The organism is Paenibacillus sp. NPDC056579 (assembly GCF_042793215.1).
Taxonomy (GTDB): Bacteria; Bacillota; Bacilli; order Paenibacillales; family NBRC-103111; genus Paenibacillus_S.
In genome coordinates, this window is the sequence record NZ_JBHTVD010000002.1 from 268,340 (window position 1) to 283,484 (window position 15,145).

At 50.1% G+C, this 15,145-nt stretch carries 16 protein-coding genes; 10 read left to right on the forward strand and 6 right to left on the reverse strand.

Annotation, left to right across the window (positions count from 1 at the left end; all coding sequences use genetic code 11):
• The first annotated feature begins 19 nt into the window (after window positions 1-19).
• The 3 genes from yfkAB to ytvI all read left to right on the forward strand — a co-directional run bounded on the left by yfkAB (window position 20) and on the right by ytvI (window position 3,659).
• On the forward strand, window positions 20-1,144 hold the full coding sequence (yfkAB, locus tag ACFQ88_RS08725; RefSeq protein ID WP_379453839.1) for a radical SAM/CxCxxxxC motif protein YfkAB: 1,125 nt from the start codon (window positions 20-22) through the stop codon (window positions 1,142-1,144).
• Between the two features lie 106 nt (window positions 1,145-1,250).
• Window positions 1,251-2,588: a hemolysin family protein gene (locus ACFQ88_RS08730; RefSeq protein ID WP_379453840.1), complete on the forward strand. Its 1,338-nt coding sequence runs from the start codon at window positions 1,251-1,253 to the stop codon at window positions 2,586-2,588.
• 24 nt (window positions 2,589-2,612) lie between these two features.
• The gene (ytvI, locus tag ACFQ88_RS08735; RefSeq protein WP_239632858.1) at window positions 2,613-3,659 is read left to right on the forward strand and encodes a sporulation integral membrane protein YtvI; all 1,047 of its coding nucleotides are present in this window, start codon (window positions 2,613-2,615) and stop codon (window positions 3,657-3,659) included.
• A gap of 150 nt (window positions 3,660-3,809) precedes the next feature.
• Here the strand turns inward: ytvI and ACFQ88_RS08740 are convergent, their stop codons facing one another.
• A complete protein-coding gene (locus ACFQ88_RS08740; protein ID WP_379453841.1) occupies window positions 3,810-4,499 on the reverse strand; it encodes a C40 family peptidase in 690 nt (229 codons plus the stop codon).
• A gap of 128 nt (window positions 4,500-4,627) precedes the next feature.
• On the opposite strand from ACFQ88_RS08740, the gene ACFQ88_RS08745 reads away from it, so the two are divergent.
• From ACFQ88_RS08745 to ACFQ88_RS08755, 3 genes are read left to right on the forward strand one after another with little or no spacing between them, the layout of a single operon-like run.
• Entirely contained in the window at window positions 4,628-4,834 is a 207-nt protein-coding gene (locus ACFQ88_RS08745; protein ID WP_239632862.1) for a spore coat associated protein CotJA, read from the forward strand.
• Window positions 4,835-4,854: 20 nt separating this feature from the next.
• Window positions 4,855-5,124 (forward strand): spore coat protein CotJB, encoded by a 270-nt coding sequence (locus tag ACFQ88_RS08750; protein WP_275590460.1) that lies wholly within the window; start codon window positions 4,855-4,857, stop codon window positions 5,122-5,124.
• Window positions 5,125-5,166: 42 nt separating this feature from the next.
• On the forward strand, window positions 5,167-5,736 hold the full coding sequence (locus tag ACFQ88_RS08755; protein WP_379453842.1) for a manganese catalase family protein: 570 nt from the start codon (window positions 5,167-5,169) through the stop codon (window positions 5,734-5,736).
• A gap of 272 nt (window positions 5,737-6,008) precedes the next feature.
• Here the strand turns inward: ACFQ88_RS08755 and ACFQ88_RS08760 are convergent, their stop codons facing one another.
• On the reverse strand, window positions 6,009-6,185 hold the full coding sequence (locus tag ACFQ88_RS08760) for a hypothetical protein (RefSeq protein ID WP_379453843.1): 177 nt from the start codon (window positions 6,183-6,185) through the stop codon (window positions 6,009-6,011).
• Between the two features lie 298 nt (window positions 6,186-6,483).
• On the opposite strand from ACFQ88_RS08760, the gene ACFQ88_RS08765 reads away from it, so the two are divergent.
• Both ACFQ88_RS08765 and ACFQ88_RS08770 read left to right on the forward strand, forming a co-directional pair.
• Window positions 6,484-7,122 (forward strand): HAD family hydrolase, encoded by a 639-nt coding sequence (locus tag ACFQ88_RS08765; RefSeq protein ID WP_239635310.1) that lies wholly within the window; start codon window positions 6,484-6,486, stop codon window positions 7,120-7,122.
• Window positions 7,123-7,466: 344 nt separating this feature from the next.
• Complete coding sequence (locus ACFQ88_RS08770; RefSeq protein ID WP_239632980.1) at window positions 7,467-7,985, forward strand: C40 family peptidase; 519 nt, start codon at window positions 7,467-7,469, stop codon at window positions 7,983-7,985.
• Between the two features lie 95 nt (window positions 7,986-8,080).
• Here the strand turns inward: ACFQ88_RS08770 and ACFQ88_RS08775 are convergent, their stop codons facing one another.
• A complete protein-coding gene (locus tag ACFQ88_RS08775; RefSeq protein WP_239632982.1) occupies window positions 8,081-9,154 on the reverse strand; it encodes a CapA family protein in 1,074 nt (357 codons plus the stop codon).
• Between the two features lie 261 nt (window positions 9,155-9,415).
• Here ACFQ88_RS08775 and ACFQ88_RS08780 point away from each other — a divergent pair, with 261 nt between their 5' ends.
• A complete protein-coding gene (locus ACFQ88_RS08780) occupies window positions 9,416-10,186 on the forward strand; it encodes a YheC/YheD family protein (protein WP_379453844.1) in 771 nt (256 codons plus the stop codon).
• A 135-nt stretch (window positions 10,187-10,321) separates the two neighbouring features.
• Here the strand turns inward: ACFQ88_RS08780 and ACFQ88_RS08785 are convergent, their stop codons facing one another.
• Window positions 10,322-11,356 (reverse strand): C40 family peptidase, encoded by a 1,035-nt coding sequence (locus tag ACFQ88_RS08785; protein WP_379453845.1) that lies wholly within the window; start codon window positions 11,354-11,356, stop codon window positions 10,322-10,324.
• Window positions 11,357-11,703: 347 nt separating this feature from the next.
• Entirely contained in the window at window positions 11,704-12,750 is a 1,047-nt protein-coding gene (locus ACFQ88_RS08790; RefSeq protein ID WP_379453846.1) for a YheC/YheD family endospore coat-associated protein, read from the reverse strand.
• Window positions 12,751-13,020: 270 nt separating this feature from the next.
• On the opposite strand from ACFQ88_RS08790, the gene ACFQ88_RS08795 reads away from it, so the two are divergent.
• A complete protein-coding gene (locus ACFQ88_RS08795; RefSeq protein WP_239632986.1) occupies window positions 13,021-13,803 on the forward strand; it encodes a YheC/YheD family protein in 783 nt (260 codons plus the stop codon).
• A gap of 156 nt (window positions 13,804-13,959) precedes the next feature.
• Here ACFQ88_RS08795 and ACFQ88_RS08800 read toward each other — a convergent pair whose 3' ends face one another.
• Window positions 13,960-15,144, reverse strand: a complete 1,185-nt coding sequence (locus ACFQ88_RS08800) for a YheC/YheD family endospore coat-associated protein (RefSeq protein WP_379454356.1) — start codon at window positions 15,142-15,144, stop codon at window positions 13,960-13,962.
• Window position 15,145 lies beyond the last annotated feature (1 nt).

The following is a 15,145-nucleotide window of genomic DNA, read 5'->3' on the forward strand; positions in this document are numbered from 1 at the left end:
TCAGGTGTGAAATTGAAGCATGATAGATAATCAGATTCCCGTACTACCAGCATTAACGCCCGAAAACGACCCTTGGGACCCCATTCGATCTCTGGAGCGGCACGGCAAGCATAAGCTGACCAGCGTCGAATTGACGGTGACCAATCTGTGCAACATGCGGTGCGAGCATTGTGCGGTAGGCGAGACACTGACGATGACCGAGGGACCGCGTATTCCTGTGGCGAAGATTCTGCAGCAGCTGGAGCAGGTGGAGCATCTGGAGACGATCAGCATAACCGGAGGAGAGCCAAGCTATCATACAGCAACGGTACGGGATTACATTGTTCCGATTTTGAAATATGCGCGGGAGCGAGGCGTCCGTTCCCAGATCAATTCGAATTTGACACTGGATCTGGCGCGGTACGAACTGCTTGCCCCATATCTCGATGTAATGCATATATCCTTCAATTATTTGAATGCGGACGACTTTCATCAAGTCGGCTTCGTCCGTTCGGGAAGGCCGGTTTCGAGCGAAACGGCTGTGAAGATGTACGAACGGATGGTGGAAAATACGATTGCGCTCAGCAAAGGCGGCATGTTCGTCTCGGCCGAATCGATGATCAACTACCGGACGCATGAGAAGCTGTCCGAGATTCACCAGCTTATCGTGGAGATGGGCTGCAGAAGGCACGAGGTGCACCCGATGTATCCAAGCTCCTTTGCATCCAATTTGCCCGTTCTGTCGCTGGAGCATTTCCGCGCTGCCATTCACCGGCTGCTGGATACAAGAAACCGCGAGCTGTGGATGCTGTTCGGTACGCTTCCGTATTATTCGTGCAGCACGAGAGAAGAGGATCAGCGCATGATTCGGAGATTGCGTGAAGAACCTAATGTTACGGTACGCAACGATCCGGATGGACGCAACCGGCTGAACGTCAATCTGTTTACCGGCGATGTGTATGTAACGGACTTCTCCGATGTGCCGCCGCTCGGCAACATTCATACGGATACGCTGGAGCAAGTATTCGAACGGTGGGGCCGCCATCCGCTTAACGGATCGGTTAGCTGCCATTGCCCCGCGGCACGGTGCTGCGGACCGAATTTGCTGGTTGTGGATACGTACTACAAAGAGATTGATTTTACGAAACGCAAGGCGGTTATATAACGCAGGCTTTACCGGAAAGGGCTTCGTATTGAAGCGGCGGCACTTGACGATCGTTTCGGGATTGCCGCCGCTATCCTAGCTTGAATAAGAAGGGGTATGAGGTTCAGTGGGCTTAGAATGGGGTTTAATCTTACTCAACGTCCTGCTGGTGTTGGTGCTGGTGCTGCTGAACGGCTTCTTCGTCGCTGCCGAATTTGCATTGGTGAAGGTAAGGACGACAAGGCTTCAGCAGCTGCAAAATGAAGGAGTGGGCAAAGCCAAATACGCCCTGGCCGTTACACGAAAGCTCGACGCTTACTTGTCAGCGACCCAGCTTGGAATCACTTTAGCTTCGCTTGGTCTCGGCTGGGTCGGCGAACCGGCCATTTCCCATCTCATTGTCGATCCGTTATTCACCATGCTGGGCTGGAGCAACGAGTGGTTCAGCTCGGCGCTCTCGGTATTTATCGGCTTTGCGACGATCACGTTTTTGCATATCGTGCTGGGGGAGCTCGCTCCCAAATCGTTTGCGATCCAGAAGTCGGAAGTGGCCGCTCTCTGGCTGTCCGGCCCGCTGCTGTTGTTCTACAAGGTGTTTTTTCCTGCGATTTGGGTGCTGAACGGCGCCGCGAACCGGCTGCTCCGCCTGATCGGGGTCCAGCCTGCGAACGAGCACGATGCGGTGCATACGGAGGAAGAGATTCGGATATTAATGAATCAGAGTGCGCGAAGCGGGCATATCGACAAGGACGAAATGGCTTTGTTCGATAACATTTTCGAATTTTCCGATCGGGTCGCGAGAGAAATCATGCTGCCGAGGATGGATATGGAGTGCTTGTACGCGGAGCGGACTTTTGAGGAAAATTTAAAGACCGTGTACCGAACGAAGCATACCCGTTATCCGGTTGCTCGTAAAGACAAGGATACGATACTCGGGTTCGTACATATAACCGACTTATTGACAGCCGATCCCGATGAGGATCACGACTTGACCGCGTTTATAAGACCGGTGCTGATGGTGCCGGAATCGATGGAAATCAGCCATGTGCTGAAGCTGATGCAGCGCAAGCATTCGCAGCTTGTCATTGTGGTGGACGAGTACGGCGGAACGGCAGGGCTTTTGACGGCCGAAGATATTTTGGAAGAAATCGTGGGAGAAATGCATGATGAATTCGACGAGAATGAACGTCCGAGCATTGAGAAGAAGGGTGAAGCATATTCTGTAGACGGGCGCGTATTGCTCGAAGACCTCGATGAGCTCCTGACGCTCGGTATAGAAGACGAAGAGATCGACTCGATTGGCGGCTGGCTGTTCACGCAGCTGGAGGGAGCGGTATCGAAGGGGAAGAAGCTTCTGTACGGATCGTTCGAATTCGAAATTGCCGAAGTGCGGAGGCTCCGTATTATGAGGGTACTCATCCGCCGTCTGGAGCAGGAGAACATTGCGGATTACGAGCTTGAATAAAGGGTAAAGGGGAATTGCCCGGGTATGTCGTTAAGAACGATTCTGTTTTGCGCTATCGGCGTCGTATTGCTGTACGGGGTGTTCACAATCGGTTTTCCTTTTTTGCTGGCTATGCTCATCGCCATCTTTTTGGAGCCTTGCGTTCAATGGCTTATGAAGCTGGTTAAAGTGAAACGGATGTGGGCCGCCGCGCTGGTATGCACTTTGTTCACCGGATTGATGCTAGGCTTTCTTTATTTGATCGGGTTTAAAATGGTTTCGGAGCTGATACAGTTTTGGAAAAATGCTCCCGACTATCTGAACAACGCCAAGCTGTTCTTCGAGGATACGACGGCAAAGACGAGATTGCTATACGATTCGCTGCCGGCCGGTATGGCGGAGCAGCTCGAAGCATGGCTCGAGTCCGGCGTCAGCACGATTACCGACAATGTGAAAGGCATCGTTACGGCCGTATCGGCTTACTTCCTGAACATTGCGAAGACGATCCCGAATTTGTTCATTTTCTTCGTTGTCTTCATTATCGGACTGTACTTGATATCGATCGGCTTGCCGGGCTTGTACCAGTCATTCCTCAATTTGTTCGAGAAGCCGTCGCAGACGAAGGTCGTATCGGTGCTTAATGACCTGCGAAGAGCCATCCTCGGCTTTCTGTTCGCCCAAGTGCTGATCAGTCTGTTAACCTACATCGTAACGCTTATCGGACTGCTGTTCTTAAGAGTAGACTACCCGCTGGCTATCGCCCTGCTGATAGTGATAGTTGATGTGCTGCCGATTCTCGGAACGAGCGCGGTGCTCATCCCTTGGGCGTTGTACAGCATCCTTACGGGCAATATTCAGCTGGCGATCGGCCTGCTCGTGCTGCTGTTCTTCATCATGATCTTCCGCAAGCTGATCGAACCGAAAATTATCGGGGATGCGGTAGGCATTAACGCTCTGGCGGCATTGATGAGCATGTATATCGGCTTCAAGCTCATCGGCGTGGTCGGTCTAATTTTTGGACCGATCCTGATTATTGTGTATCAGGCACTGAGGAGAGTCGGCTTGCTCAAAATCAATATCAAGCTGGATTAAGATAAACGCTTACACGATAATCCGTTCTTTCATTAGATAAGCAAGCCGTTGAAGCCGGACTCATGGAGTAGACCGCATACATTAAGCGCCAAGCCGCTTAAGCGGACAATTCCTGCGGAGCCCGGCTTAAGCGGCTTTTTTCATCCAATGTCAATAGCGTCTCGCACCGAGATATTTGGGGCCCCAATAGCTGTTATCGAGCTTTTGTATGTAGACCCCCATCGATCTTGTAGCCGATATGAATTCGCCGTTGCCGGTATACATTCCGACGTGGGATACGACGCCGGGCTCGTTCAATCCGAAGAAGACCCAGTCTCCCGGCTGGAGGTTTGCGCGGCTCACCGCGGTTCCCATCCCGGCCATTTGTTCCGAGGACGTCCGCTCGAAGGAGAGGCCGAACTTTTGGAACATGAAATAAATGAATCCTGAGCAATCGAATCCCGAAGGTGTAGTGCCTCCCCATACGTAGGGGACACGCAAGTAGTTGTTCGCGTCTTTGACTATCTGCTGCTTCACGACGGCGCGCGACAACGCTTCTTGAGTTGCGGCGTTGGCTGTGCCGGTGACGGGCAAGCTGTAGGCTTGCTGAAAGCTGCGAACCGCTTGCGCGGTGATCGTTCCGAAATAAGAGGTAATATTTGGATATGTAAAGTATCCTAGAGCTTTCAAACGGCTTTGCAGCGTACCGATGGCATTTCCCGACATGCCTTGGGATAGAGTGGCGGTTTGTGCTTCCGTTGCCGCGGATGCAGCGGCTTGAGCAGACAGGTTGTGCAAAGGCAGACTGGAAGTAACAAGGATCAGAGCGGCGGCGAGACTTTTTGTAAACGCTTTCTTCACGTTGTCAATATTCCCTCCTTGGCGGTTTTTCCTGCAATTTCGGGTATTGTTCTATTTTATACTCATAATGGACAGGGCCTCAATGTATAAATATTGGTAGCAGTTCAACATAAGAAGGAGGCATCCATGTGCACACTTCTCAAGTAAGAGTATGGTATCCGTATCGGGGTCCCTGTGACCCGTGTCCGCCGATTGTCGCCAAGACGTATTCCACGCCGCCGCAACTGTTTATGTGTTTTCAACCGATGAATTTGCCCCAATTTTCGCCGCAGGAAGCATTGAAGCTAGGCACGCTCTGGCCCGCGCTCTACAGTCCTTACGAACCGGGATGCTAGGAGAGGGGAGATGAATTGGTATGGATAAACATAAACAAATGCCGGAGCAGTATTACGCGCTGCTGCAGGAGCTGCAGGCGGTAGATTTCGTACTGGTGGAGCTAACTCTCTATCTCGACACTCATCCGCTCGACAGCAATGCATTGAATCAATACAATCATTGCACGCAACAACGAATGGAGCTGGCTCATGAATTCGAAATGCTGTACGGACCGCTCCAAAGCTTCGGCCGCAGCTTTTCTCAATATCCTTGGCAATGGAACGACACCCCCTGGCCTTGGCAGGTGTGACGAGACCGTATCAGCAAAAAGCGAAGGGAGAGGAGCAACGGCATGTGGATTTATGAGAAAAAGCTGCAGTACCCTGTCAAAGTCAGCAAGTGCGACCCTCGTATGGCGAAGCTGCTGTTGGAGCAATACGGTGGAGCGGACGGTGAGCTGGCCGCAGCGCTTCGCTACATGAACCAGAGATATACGATACCGGACAAAATTATTGGTTTGCTGACGGACATATCGACCGAAGAATTCGCTCACCTTGAGATGATTGCGACGATGGTGTATAAGCTTACGAAGGATGCAACGAGGGAGCAGATTAAAGCGGCGGGACTCGACCCGCATTATGTAAGCCATGACCGGGCTTTATTTTACGAGAATGCTTCGGGCGTTCCATGGACGGCGGCCTATATTCAAGCGAAAGGCGATCCTATAGCGGATTTGTACGAGGATATTGCCGCGGAGGAAAAGGCGAGAGCCACCTACCAGTGGCTGATCGATATGACGGACGACGTGGACCTGCAGGACGGATTGAAGTTTTTGCGCGAGAGGGAAATCGTACATTCGCTGCGGTTCCGCGAAGCGGTCGAAATTTTGAAAACGGAGCAAGGCGCCAAAAAAGTATTTTAATAACCGAGACGGAGCCTGGTTATTGCCGAACAAGCTGTGTAACGATTGCTTTGACGCAGGCTTGTCGGCAAGCCAGGGTTCAATCCCCTTGATAACCTACTCAACCAGCATGCACTGCCTCACTCCTTCCTCCCAAGCAGCACATTAGCAAAGCCCTCCTTTAGAAAGTCTTCATTGGTATGCTCTATCGGATCATCCAGCCCTTATCGGCAACTCCACATACGGCAAACGGCAAAAGAAAGAGCAGCCCGCAGGCTGCCCATGGAAGGGGATTACCTAGAAAAATAGACGATAATGCCGATTACAATCACCACAAGAATAAGGATGAACCAAAAGCTTCTTGCTTGCGACCCGGACGATGACGGCTTGCTCTTGTCGGCTGCCGCAGGGTCCTCGACGGAAGTCAGGAACGTTCCGCAGTATTTACAAACAATCTCTCCTTCACTCATCTTTTCATTACACTTTGAACAAAATTTCACCATATGCATCACTCGCAATCTGATGGGATTTTGTTGAAAGAAAAGCGTTCGTCGTTCCTTACATATGTATGGTTCGCAGACCATTTCATCCATATCGAAAAGTGAACAAATCAGCTTGTTCGGATTTCGCAATCAGATCGGACACCCCTTCTGGATTTATTAAGAAAGTATGTTTGACTTTGGGGGGAAATCGTGTTTGTATAAAAAGGAAATGACCACAATCAGGAGGGGACAAGCTTTGCAACCAACATTACAAAAGCCGGAAGCCATGCTGTTCGATCTGGACGGCACGCTGTTCCAGACGGAAACATTGCTGCTGCCGGCATACCACGCGACCTTCGACCAGCTTCGGTCCGAAGGATTGTATACAGGGGCTACGCCGCCCGAGAGCGAAATATTAGGCAGCCTGGGGATGCTGCTTGAGCATATTTGGCAGCGGGTTATGCCGGGTGTCGATGTGCAGGTGCACCGCCGCGCCGACGAGCTGCTGCTGGACTATCAGATCCGGGGTCTGGAGCAAGGGGAAGGGAAAATGTACGACGGTGTCGCCGAAACGTTAGCGGCGCTTCGCGAGCAAGGAATCCGTTTGTTCGTCGCGAGCAACGGGCTGGAGGATTACGTCAAGCGAGTTATCGAGCATAAACAGCTTGCTCCTTTATTTGAGGGATTGTATAGTGCGGGAGAATTCCGGACCCGCTCTAAGGTAGATTTGGTCCGCATGCTGCTGGAGACATACGGCGTGAAGTCGGCATGGATGGTCGGAGACCGTTCCTCGGATGTCGAGGCCGGCAAGATGAACGGATTGCCCGTCATCGGCTGCGATTATGCGGGATTCCGCAAAGAGGGCGAACTGGAGCATGCGGATGTTCGGATCGGCCGGTTTAGCGATATTTTGACTTTGTATTAATCATAAACAAGGGGAATGCACAGCTTTCGGGAGCTTCCCGACATGCAAAAGAGCCTGGGTTTACAGGCTCTTTTTTGTTTGCTTTTTTTGCCGGTTATTGCTTGAAATCACGCTGTTTTAAGAAAAATCGGCATTATAGCATACCTAGTTTGATATTACAACTTAAGAATTATTCATTTGGGAAAAATCTCTACGATCCAGCCGGGGCGAAAGCCGCATGACTGCTGGTTTTCTTGGATGTCGAAGTGTGTCGAATTAAGTCGTAATTCCAATTTTTAGAGGGTTCTGTTAGCCCGAAGTTTGTATTTATAATACACGTGACACTAATAAGAGGAGTGAGTTACATGAAAAAAGGAATGAAAACAAAACTTCTGGTATTGGTATTGGCTATGAGCATGCCTATTACAGGATTCGTACAAAGCGCCGATGCAGCTACTTCCGCTGATGCGAAAAGAGATAAAATCGTAAAAACTGCGTTGTCTCTTGAAAATAAAGTTCAATACGTGAACTGGAGAGACCGTCAAGAAGCGCATGCGCCATATAAAACGGACTGCTCCGGATTTACCGCTTTGGTGTACAAGCTGGCCAATGTCGGCGTAACCCTCGTCAACCGGGACGACGACGCTCAAGCGAAGGTAGGTCAAAAGATCGCATGGGGCAACTTTAAAAAAGGCGACCTGATTTTCTTCGGTAAAATGGGAAGCTCTAAAACAATAAGCGATGTCGGCCATGTAGGGATCTATATCGGAGACGGCAAAATGATTCATAATCTGAATTCTTCCCGTGACGTTACCATCACGAACATTTATACAAACAGCTACTACAAATCCAGATTTACTGTCGCTAGACGCGTCATTAAATAGTATCCGGGTGCTGTAGCTAATATAGAGCAGCCTTCGATCCTTCCAACAGTCTGCGATTCCTCACGGAATTGCGATTATTGGAAGGTTTCTTCATTTTAAATCATTTTAAACTCCGGAGGATCGGAATACTTCGTAATATGGCGTTTCACATGCTGATACATCGCCTTCATTCTCTCCGTTTCGCCGCTGCTGGATCCTATCTTCTTCTCCACCGCTTTGCCGAGAGGGACAACACGGAAGCCGTTCTTGACCGATTTGACCCACGTCGGAATGAAGTCTGTATTCATGATCTCGATTCGTCCGTCGTCATGCTTGCGGACTTTGATTCTTGTGATAAGACCCGTTAGCGTATGGTCGTTCCGGTACAGTCTGGTGGAGATGAAGTTCCCTAAGGAATAAATAGCGAATCTTCTTCTGGTAACTCCCGTATGATCCTTCACTTCTTGCATAATGGCCGGCTGAATGACATGCGAGTGCGCGCCGAGAACGATATCCGCCCCGTATTTAAACAGGATGCGCACCCAGTTTCTTTGCTCGTCTATCGGCAATTTGCGGTATTCTCTTCCGAAATGCATACATACGATAATAAGATCGACGTTTCTTGCCTTCAGCCGCTTCAGATCCGCAATCATTTTATTCGTGTCGATCAGGTTGACGGCCCACGAATGATCCGATGGAACGGGCATGCGGTTGGTCCCTTTGGTATACGCCAAGAAACCGATTTTGATTCCCTTCACATTCTTGATCAGCAATTCTCTCGATTCGTTATATGAGCGATAAGTGCCTGTATGGGCGATTCCCTTCGCATCAAGCACTTTTAATGTCCGTTTCAGCCCGCTGATCCCGCAATCCACACAATGGTTGTTGGCAGTGCTGAGTACGTCAAAGCCGAGGTTTTTCAAAGTACCTGCGAATTGATCGGGGCAATTGAACAAAGGCCATTTCGTCTTGGGATTTCTGCGGGGCACAAGATAGTCTCCTATCCCGGGTCCGGAAAAGGTAGTTTCCAGATTGCCGATAGTCAGATCGGCTTCCCGCAAATAAGGGGCCACGGGCTCAAATATTTCATCAAAGGAAAAGTTTTTGTCGCCGGAAACTTTGGCTGATCGAATAATTCTTGTTTTGATCAAAAAGTCCCCTACCGCGGCGATCGTAATTTCCGTACTCATGACTCATCTCCGTTCTTATGACTGTAGTCGTCTGCAGCGCTCTCCGTAGTATGGAACCGCATAATATCATATGACTTGGAGTCTTGTCCGGGTTAAGCCGCAGCGCCCAATTTTACCTCAGGCGATAGCACAGCCCGTCCGGGCGGGCATAATAAACCTATGCCTATCACTCTTTGTCAAAGGGGAGAATACTATAAATCACGTCTTCCTAGGAGGTTAAGACGTGCTACCGCTGTTAATCATCACGGAGGAGATCCCACAGTGAAAGGAAATTTGCTGAAATATCCAGGTAGGAAATGGTCGAAGCATGAGTCGCTTTGGAATGAAGAAGGCCTTCGCCCCCATTTGCCGGTTACGGAACTGTTTACGCCCCAATCTTTCAAGAAAATGATAGAACAGCATCCCGTCGTGTTTCTCAAGCCCGATTTGGGAATGAGGGGACAAGGCATTGTGAAGGTATCACGCGTTAAGGAAGGCGAATGCACGATTCAGACCGCCTCGAAGACCTACAAGAGGAGAGGCGCATCATCTGCTGCCCGCAGACTCAATAAGCTGATCGGAGGCAAGAGGTACATTGTGCAGCAAGGAATTGACCTGATACGGATCAAAGGCCGTCCAGTCGATTTCCGTATTCTCTTGCACAAGACGAACGGGAAGTGGAAGTTTTTTGGCATTATGGGAAAAGTGGCGGCCAAAAACCGGTTTGTGACGAACTACGCGCGCGGCGGGAAAGCAATTAGGCTGCAGGAAGCACTTTCGAAGGCGTTCGGTAATGAAAAATTGGGAGACGTTAACTGGGATGAACGGTTGAAAAGCTTGTCGCTTCAGCTTGCCGAAGCTTTACAAAAATACTATCCTAACGTGACCGAGCTGGGACTCGATGTCGCAATCGATGCCGATCAACGTATATGGCTGCTGGAGGCGAACACAAGGCCTCAATACCAATTATTCAGGCATCATGCTAACCGGGGGCTTTACGCCCGTATAGCCTCATCTGTACGCTCCGTAAGAGCCGCTAAACAGCAAAGGTAGGAGAGACCCGATAGCGATCCTGAGCGCACTTGACAGCCAGCTGGTATTCCAGCTGGCTCGAGCCGCGAATACATAAGCAAAAAAAGAAACGCCGTTTGGATTCAAACGACGTTTTTTCGTCTACGGATGGATATACTATTCCGTAACGACTTTAGTATATTTGCTGTTCGTTGTTATGTATACCGTCTTGCCATTCCATTTGACTTGATACCAATAGGAATTATATTGTTTAATCAGTTCGGCTTTTTGTCCCAATTGCAATCGACCTACCGCGTCGGAAGCGGAGCTTGCGGATGCTTTAAACGATACCCAGCCGTTTTTCGTTACAACATATTTCTTCTGCTCAGCCGGCGGCTTCGGAGTCGGCGTCGGCGTAGGCGTTGGTGTCGGAGTTGGTGTTGGTGTTGGTGTCGGTGTTGTCGTGCCTGGCTTCCATGCCGGAACCGTTTTTTGCGGAGGCAGCACATACGATTTCGGAATGACAGGTGCGTTGGCTGTTTTGCCGGCCATACCGGTAAATGCCGCTTCAGGAAGAACGCGTCTTGCGGAATGGAACTTCTCTCCCCACCAATAAGACCAGCTGTCGATGGTTCCTAAGCCTGTAGGGTTGCCGTCATCTCTCGTGCCGAGAACGACAGGTTGTCCATCGCGATTTTTACCCATATAAATGGCTACGTGGGTAATATGATCGCTCTGCTGCCAGGTCAAGATGTCGCCGATCTTCAAGTTGTCCACGCCGGTCAGCTGCCATTTGCCGTTCACTTGCTTCTTGCCGACGCCCGCTACTTTCGTTCCGACGGAATCGTAATTTGCGGAAGTGCCGGTAATATTGAAGCCGAAGTCTCCGAATACGAGCCGGGTGAATCCGGAGCAATCTTCATATCCGTATTTGCCGTAGGCATCGGTTCCATGTCCATATACAAAATATCCGTTTTCCATATACCAAATAGCTCTATCTACGATTTGATAAGCCAGCGTTCCTTCGGAACCCGCGTAATTTTTACGGAAATCAGCGACATTGTAAAGCTCGTCCTTGACGTAACTGTCAGCGTTAATGTACTTGTTATATTTGGCAATGGCACCCGAAGTAGAGTAACTCGCACTAGCGGAAGCTATTCCTGTTATCCCCAGGGACAAAGCCAACGTTAAACTGATGATCCTTTTCTTCACTTTACCATCTCCTTCACTGAGTTGCATAACCTCTCCTGAATTGGGTTACTTAGCCATCATAGCAAGATTTGCTAAAGCTTTTCACTGGTATATAGTGCCAACCAACGCGAAATTTCTTCAATTTGGAAATCGGTTTATGAAAATAATGGACGGTAAGGGTATCCCTAGCCAAACGAGGAAATGGCTAGTCCCTTTGTCGGCGCTGATTGAAGCCAGGTTATATCCTCTTGTATTTATGAAAAACGGGCCGGACCGGCTGTAATAAATTAACAATGCTATGTATCCCATTCTGCGGCCTCGGGAGTTGGGGCTTATCAGGCAGAACGGGCTGTTCGTCATTCTTGACCTCATTTGGCTTTCAGCATATGTCTCGCGTTCTGATACGGCAGGCGGAAGCTTTGCTCCCAGGCATTTTGGCCGTACACCATCTTCATGATCGATTTGCCCGGCTTAATATTGACCTCCAACAGCCATAGACGCCCGCTCGAATCGACAGCGAGATCGATGCCAAGCTCCGATAGGCGGGTATTATAGGATTTCTCCATATAGGGCGGAATGTAAGAAGCCACCTCGGCGATCGATTTCGTTAATGCCTCGGCTTTCTCGTTATTGAATTGCTTTTTCAGATAACGCTCCACATCGTAAGCGTGTCCTCCGCTTTTAATATTGGAGGTGATAACGCCGCGCTTCCCTTCCCGCACAGCGGTCCCTGTAGTCTGCCATTTCCCTTCGCCGTTTTTTTGAGCGAGTGCACGGATGTCATATACGCTTCCCTCACTATTGCGAATGTCAATCCATTTTTGCATAATATGGCGGCCTCCGCGGCTCAGCACACCGTGCAGAAAGGAACTGAGGCGGGACAGCGGCAAATGGACCGTCTTCTTGTTGTTCTGCTCCACCTGGAAACGGTTTTTATCCATCGTGACCCTGATAATGCCTCTGCCGCCCCAGCCGTTGATAGGCTTCAGCATCACGCTGCGGTGCTTTTCCAAAAAATCGGAGAATTGCGCGCTCGTTTGGACGCGTTCGGTCGGCAGGAGGTAAGGCTTCAGAAACGATGAAGCTACCAAGTGCTTTTGTATTTTGCTTTTGTTGCCCAAACCGTAAGCGGTGAAGCGCAGCTCCTTATGTGCCTTCACCAAGCTCGCTTTACGCAGGGAGGATGGGGGATAGAAGCCGATATCCAGATTGATCTTCGGATACGATGCGTTCTTCTTCGACCAGCCGCCATCCCGATAGAGATAGCCCCGGATTTGCTTGTTGTGTAAATCGACGCCTTGAGGGGTATACAGCAGCACTCCGTCAAACGATTCCCCTATTGCTGCCCGGGCATGGCGGCGGAAATGGTCCGGGTTCTTGATTGCGTGCGTCATAATGCCCAATATTTCGCTCATACTTACTCTCCCGTCTATGTTGTTCCGTCCTAGTTCATTTGGTCCCGATGCCGTCGTTTCCAAGCAGGGGCCGCAACATATTATATGAGCAGGTCACTTGTCCCGCGTAATGGTGTCAGCCCAAATTTACCCGTCCTTATCCGTTAGCGGAAGCTGTGAATGTTAACTTGGCCATGGTACTCATTGGCTATGGCTCGAATAGTATAAATAACGTTAGTGACAGCTAATGGAAGGCTTGCACCCGCTGGTATTCACACGGAGGAGATTGAGTTGAAAGGAAATTTGCTTAAGTACCCCGGAAGAAAATGGTTGAAGCACGAGGCGCTGTGGAGCGAGCCTGAGCTTCGCACCTATTTGCCGGAAACCGAGCTGTTCTCGCCGCAATCGTTCAAGGAGATGGTCGGACGGCATTCCGTCCTGTTTCTCAAGCCGGACCTTGGCATGCAGGGGCAAGGCATCTTGAAGGTGACCCGCGGCGGTGAAGATGCATGCACCATCCAAACGGCTTCCCATACGTACAGGTTCACCAGTTTGCATACCGCGGCTACGAAGCTGGAACAACGATTCGGAGAGAAAAGGTATATTGTACAGCAAGGCATCGACCTGATTCGATTCAAAGGGAATCCGGTCGATTACCGTGTGCTTCTGCTTATAAGTGCTAATGAGAAATGGAAATTTTACGGCATTATGGGCAAGGTTGCCGCCAAAAACCAGTTTGTGACGAACTACAGCAGCGGAGGCAAGGCGATCGGGCTGCATCAGGCGCTGGCGCATACGCTTCGCGTTTCCAAGAAAGACGCTCCCAAATGGGATGAGCGGATCAAGGTGATGTCGTTCAAAATCGCTGAAGGGATGAAGCGGCATTTTCCCAACATCACCGAGCTGGGGCTGGATCTCGCCATTGATACGAAACAGCATATATGGCTGCTGGAGGCGAACACGAAGCCGCAATTTCAGCTGTTCCGGTTTCACTCCGATCCCCAGCTGTTCGGCAAAATCGCCAGCTCCATCCGTTCCCTCAGATCGACGGATGAGGCAAAAGAAGAGTCATAGATCCCATCCGTCATTCCGGATTCCTTCGGCATGACGCCGTAAAGGAGAGAGCCCCGCGATAGCATTTGCTGTCCGGGGCTCTCATCTATTCTGTCGCCATGAATCCGGCAGGGAGACTTCAGTGGCTCTCTGTCTCCCGCCGGACGGTCATGGCGGTTATCTTGCTTTGGAGGTGGAGTCTTTAGCCGCGTTTCGTTTCACGGCACCGCTGGATAAGCGGGGGGCTTTGGTCGGCTGTTTGGCTAAATGGATGCTGTATTGGATCAGGTTATCCAATGATTTTTTCCGTATATGGGGCTCGTCGAACTTCATCGGTTTGGAGTTGGCTTCGAAGAACCAGATTTGGCCGTTGTTATCCACGCCCAAATCCATAGACATTTCGCCCAGCATCGATTGGCTGGCTCGCTCTATTTGCTTGGCGATGATCAGAGCGGACTTCTTGGCGCGGTTTAATATTTTTTTGCTGCCCGCGGGACCGAATCCCGACTCCAGCAGCTTGACGGGATCGTCGATGGAGCCGCCTCGCGGAACATGAGTCGTAATGCTCATTTTGCCCGCAAGTCTTGCGCCTACTCCGGCAATGGTCCAGCGGCCTTTGCTGTTTTTTTGTACGAGAACCCGTAGATCATACGGACGCTGCTTGTAGTTGGCCAAGGTGATGCCCTGCTGGATAATGTAATCCTGCGATCCCATCATTTCACGGATTTGGTTCCATAGTTGGGGAATGTTCGAATACCGGGAAATATGGCTTTTCGTTTTATCTTGAACGCTTAGCTCGTATCGGCGGGCTTTGGCGTTTTTTTCATAGATTCGGCTTACCTTCATGATCCCCTTGCCCGCTTTCCCGCGGATCGGCTTGAGATAAAGATTGGGATGCTTCAGCAGAAGCGATTCCAAATCCGCATTCGTTGTCAGCTTTTGGGTGGCCGGGATTAACGATTGCGTGTTCTTCGATTTGTTCAACCATTCGAATAAAGTCCACTTGTTGAAGAAGGTTGGATTGAAAAAACGGATTTTTCTATGCTTTATGCATGCCTGTAATACTTGCTGAACTTCGGGAAGCAGCTCGTATTTGCGGAACGGAATCCGGTTATAAATGACGTGCGGGAGAGGAAGCAGCTCTTTTCTCCACTTATTCGTTTGAGAGTTATACGTATACCCGATCGCCTGATTGCCCATCAGCTTGAATTCGGCTGTCGTCATTACGTAAACCAGAACTCCATATTCTTCGCCGGTATGAATCAAATCGATAAAATTTTCCTGATTTCCGCGAAAAACCCGTTTTTGATCGGCGTACGTGAGAATGGCCATCGTAGGACGTTGGTTTTCGTGTAGTTCGATG

Coding starts and splice junctions, on each gene's coding strand:
- ytvI (WP_239632858.1), top strand. CDS start 2,613: ATGTCGTTAAGAACGATTCTGTTTTGCGCTATCGGCGTCGTATTGCTG.
- ACFQ88_RS08790 (WP_379453846.1), bottom strand. CDS start 12,750: ATGAGCGAAATATTGGGCATTATGACGCACGCAATCAAGAACCCGGAC.
- ACFQ88_RS08770 (WP_239632980.1), top strand. CDS start 7,467: ATGAAAAAAGGAATGAAAACAAAACTTCTGGTATTGGTATTGGCTATG.
- ACFQ88_RS08765 (WP_239635310.1), top strand. CDS start 6,484: ATGCTGTTCGATCTGGACGGCACGCTGTTCCAGACGGAAACATTGCTG.
- ACFQ88_RS08760 (WP_379453843.1), bottom strand. CDS start 6,185: ATGAGTGAAGGAGAGATTGTTTGTAAATACTGCGGAACGTTCCTGACT.
- ACFQ88_RS08755 (WP_379453842.1), top strand. CDS start 5,167: ATGTGGATTTATGAGAAAAAGCTGCAGTACCCTGTCAAAGTCAGCAAG.
- ACFQ88_RS08775 (WP_239632982.1), bottom strand. CDS start 9,154: ATGAGTACGGAAATTACGATCGCCGCGGTAGGGGACTTTTTGATCAAA.
- ACFQ88_RS08750 (WP_275590460.1), top strand. CDS start 4,855: ATGGATAAACATAAACAAATGCCGGAGCAGTATTACGCGCTGCTGCAG.
- yfkAB (WP_379453839.1), top strand. CDS start 20: ATGATAGATAATCAGATTCCCGTACTACCAGCATTAACGCCCGAAAAC.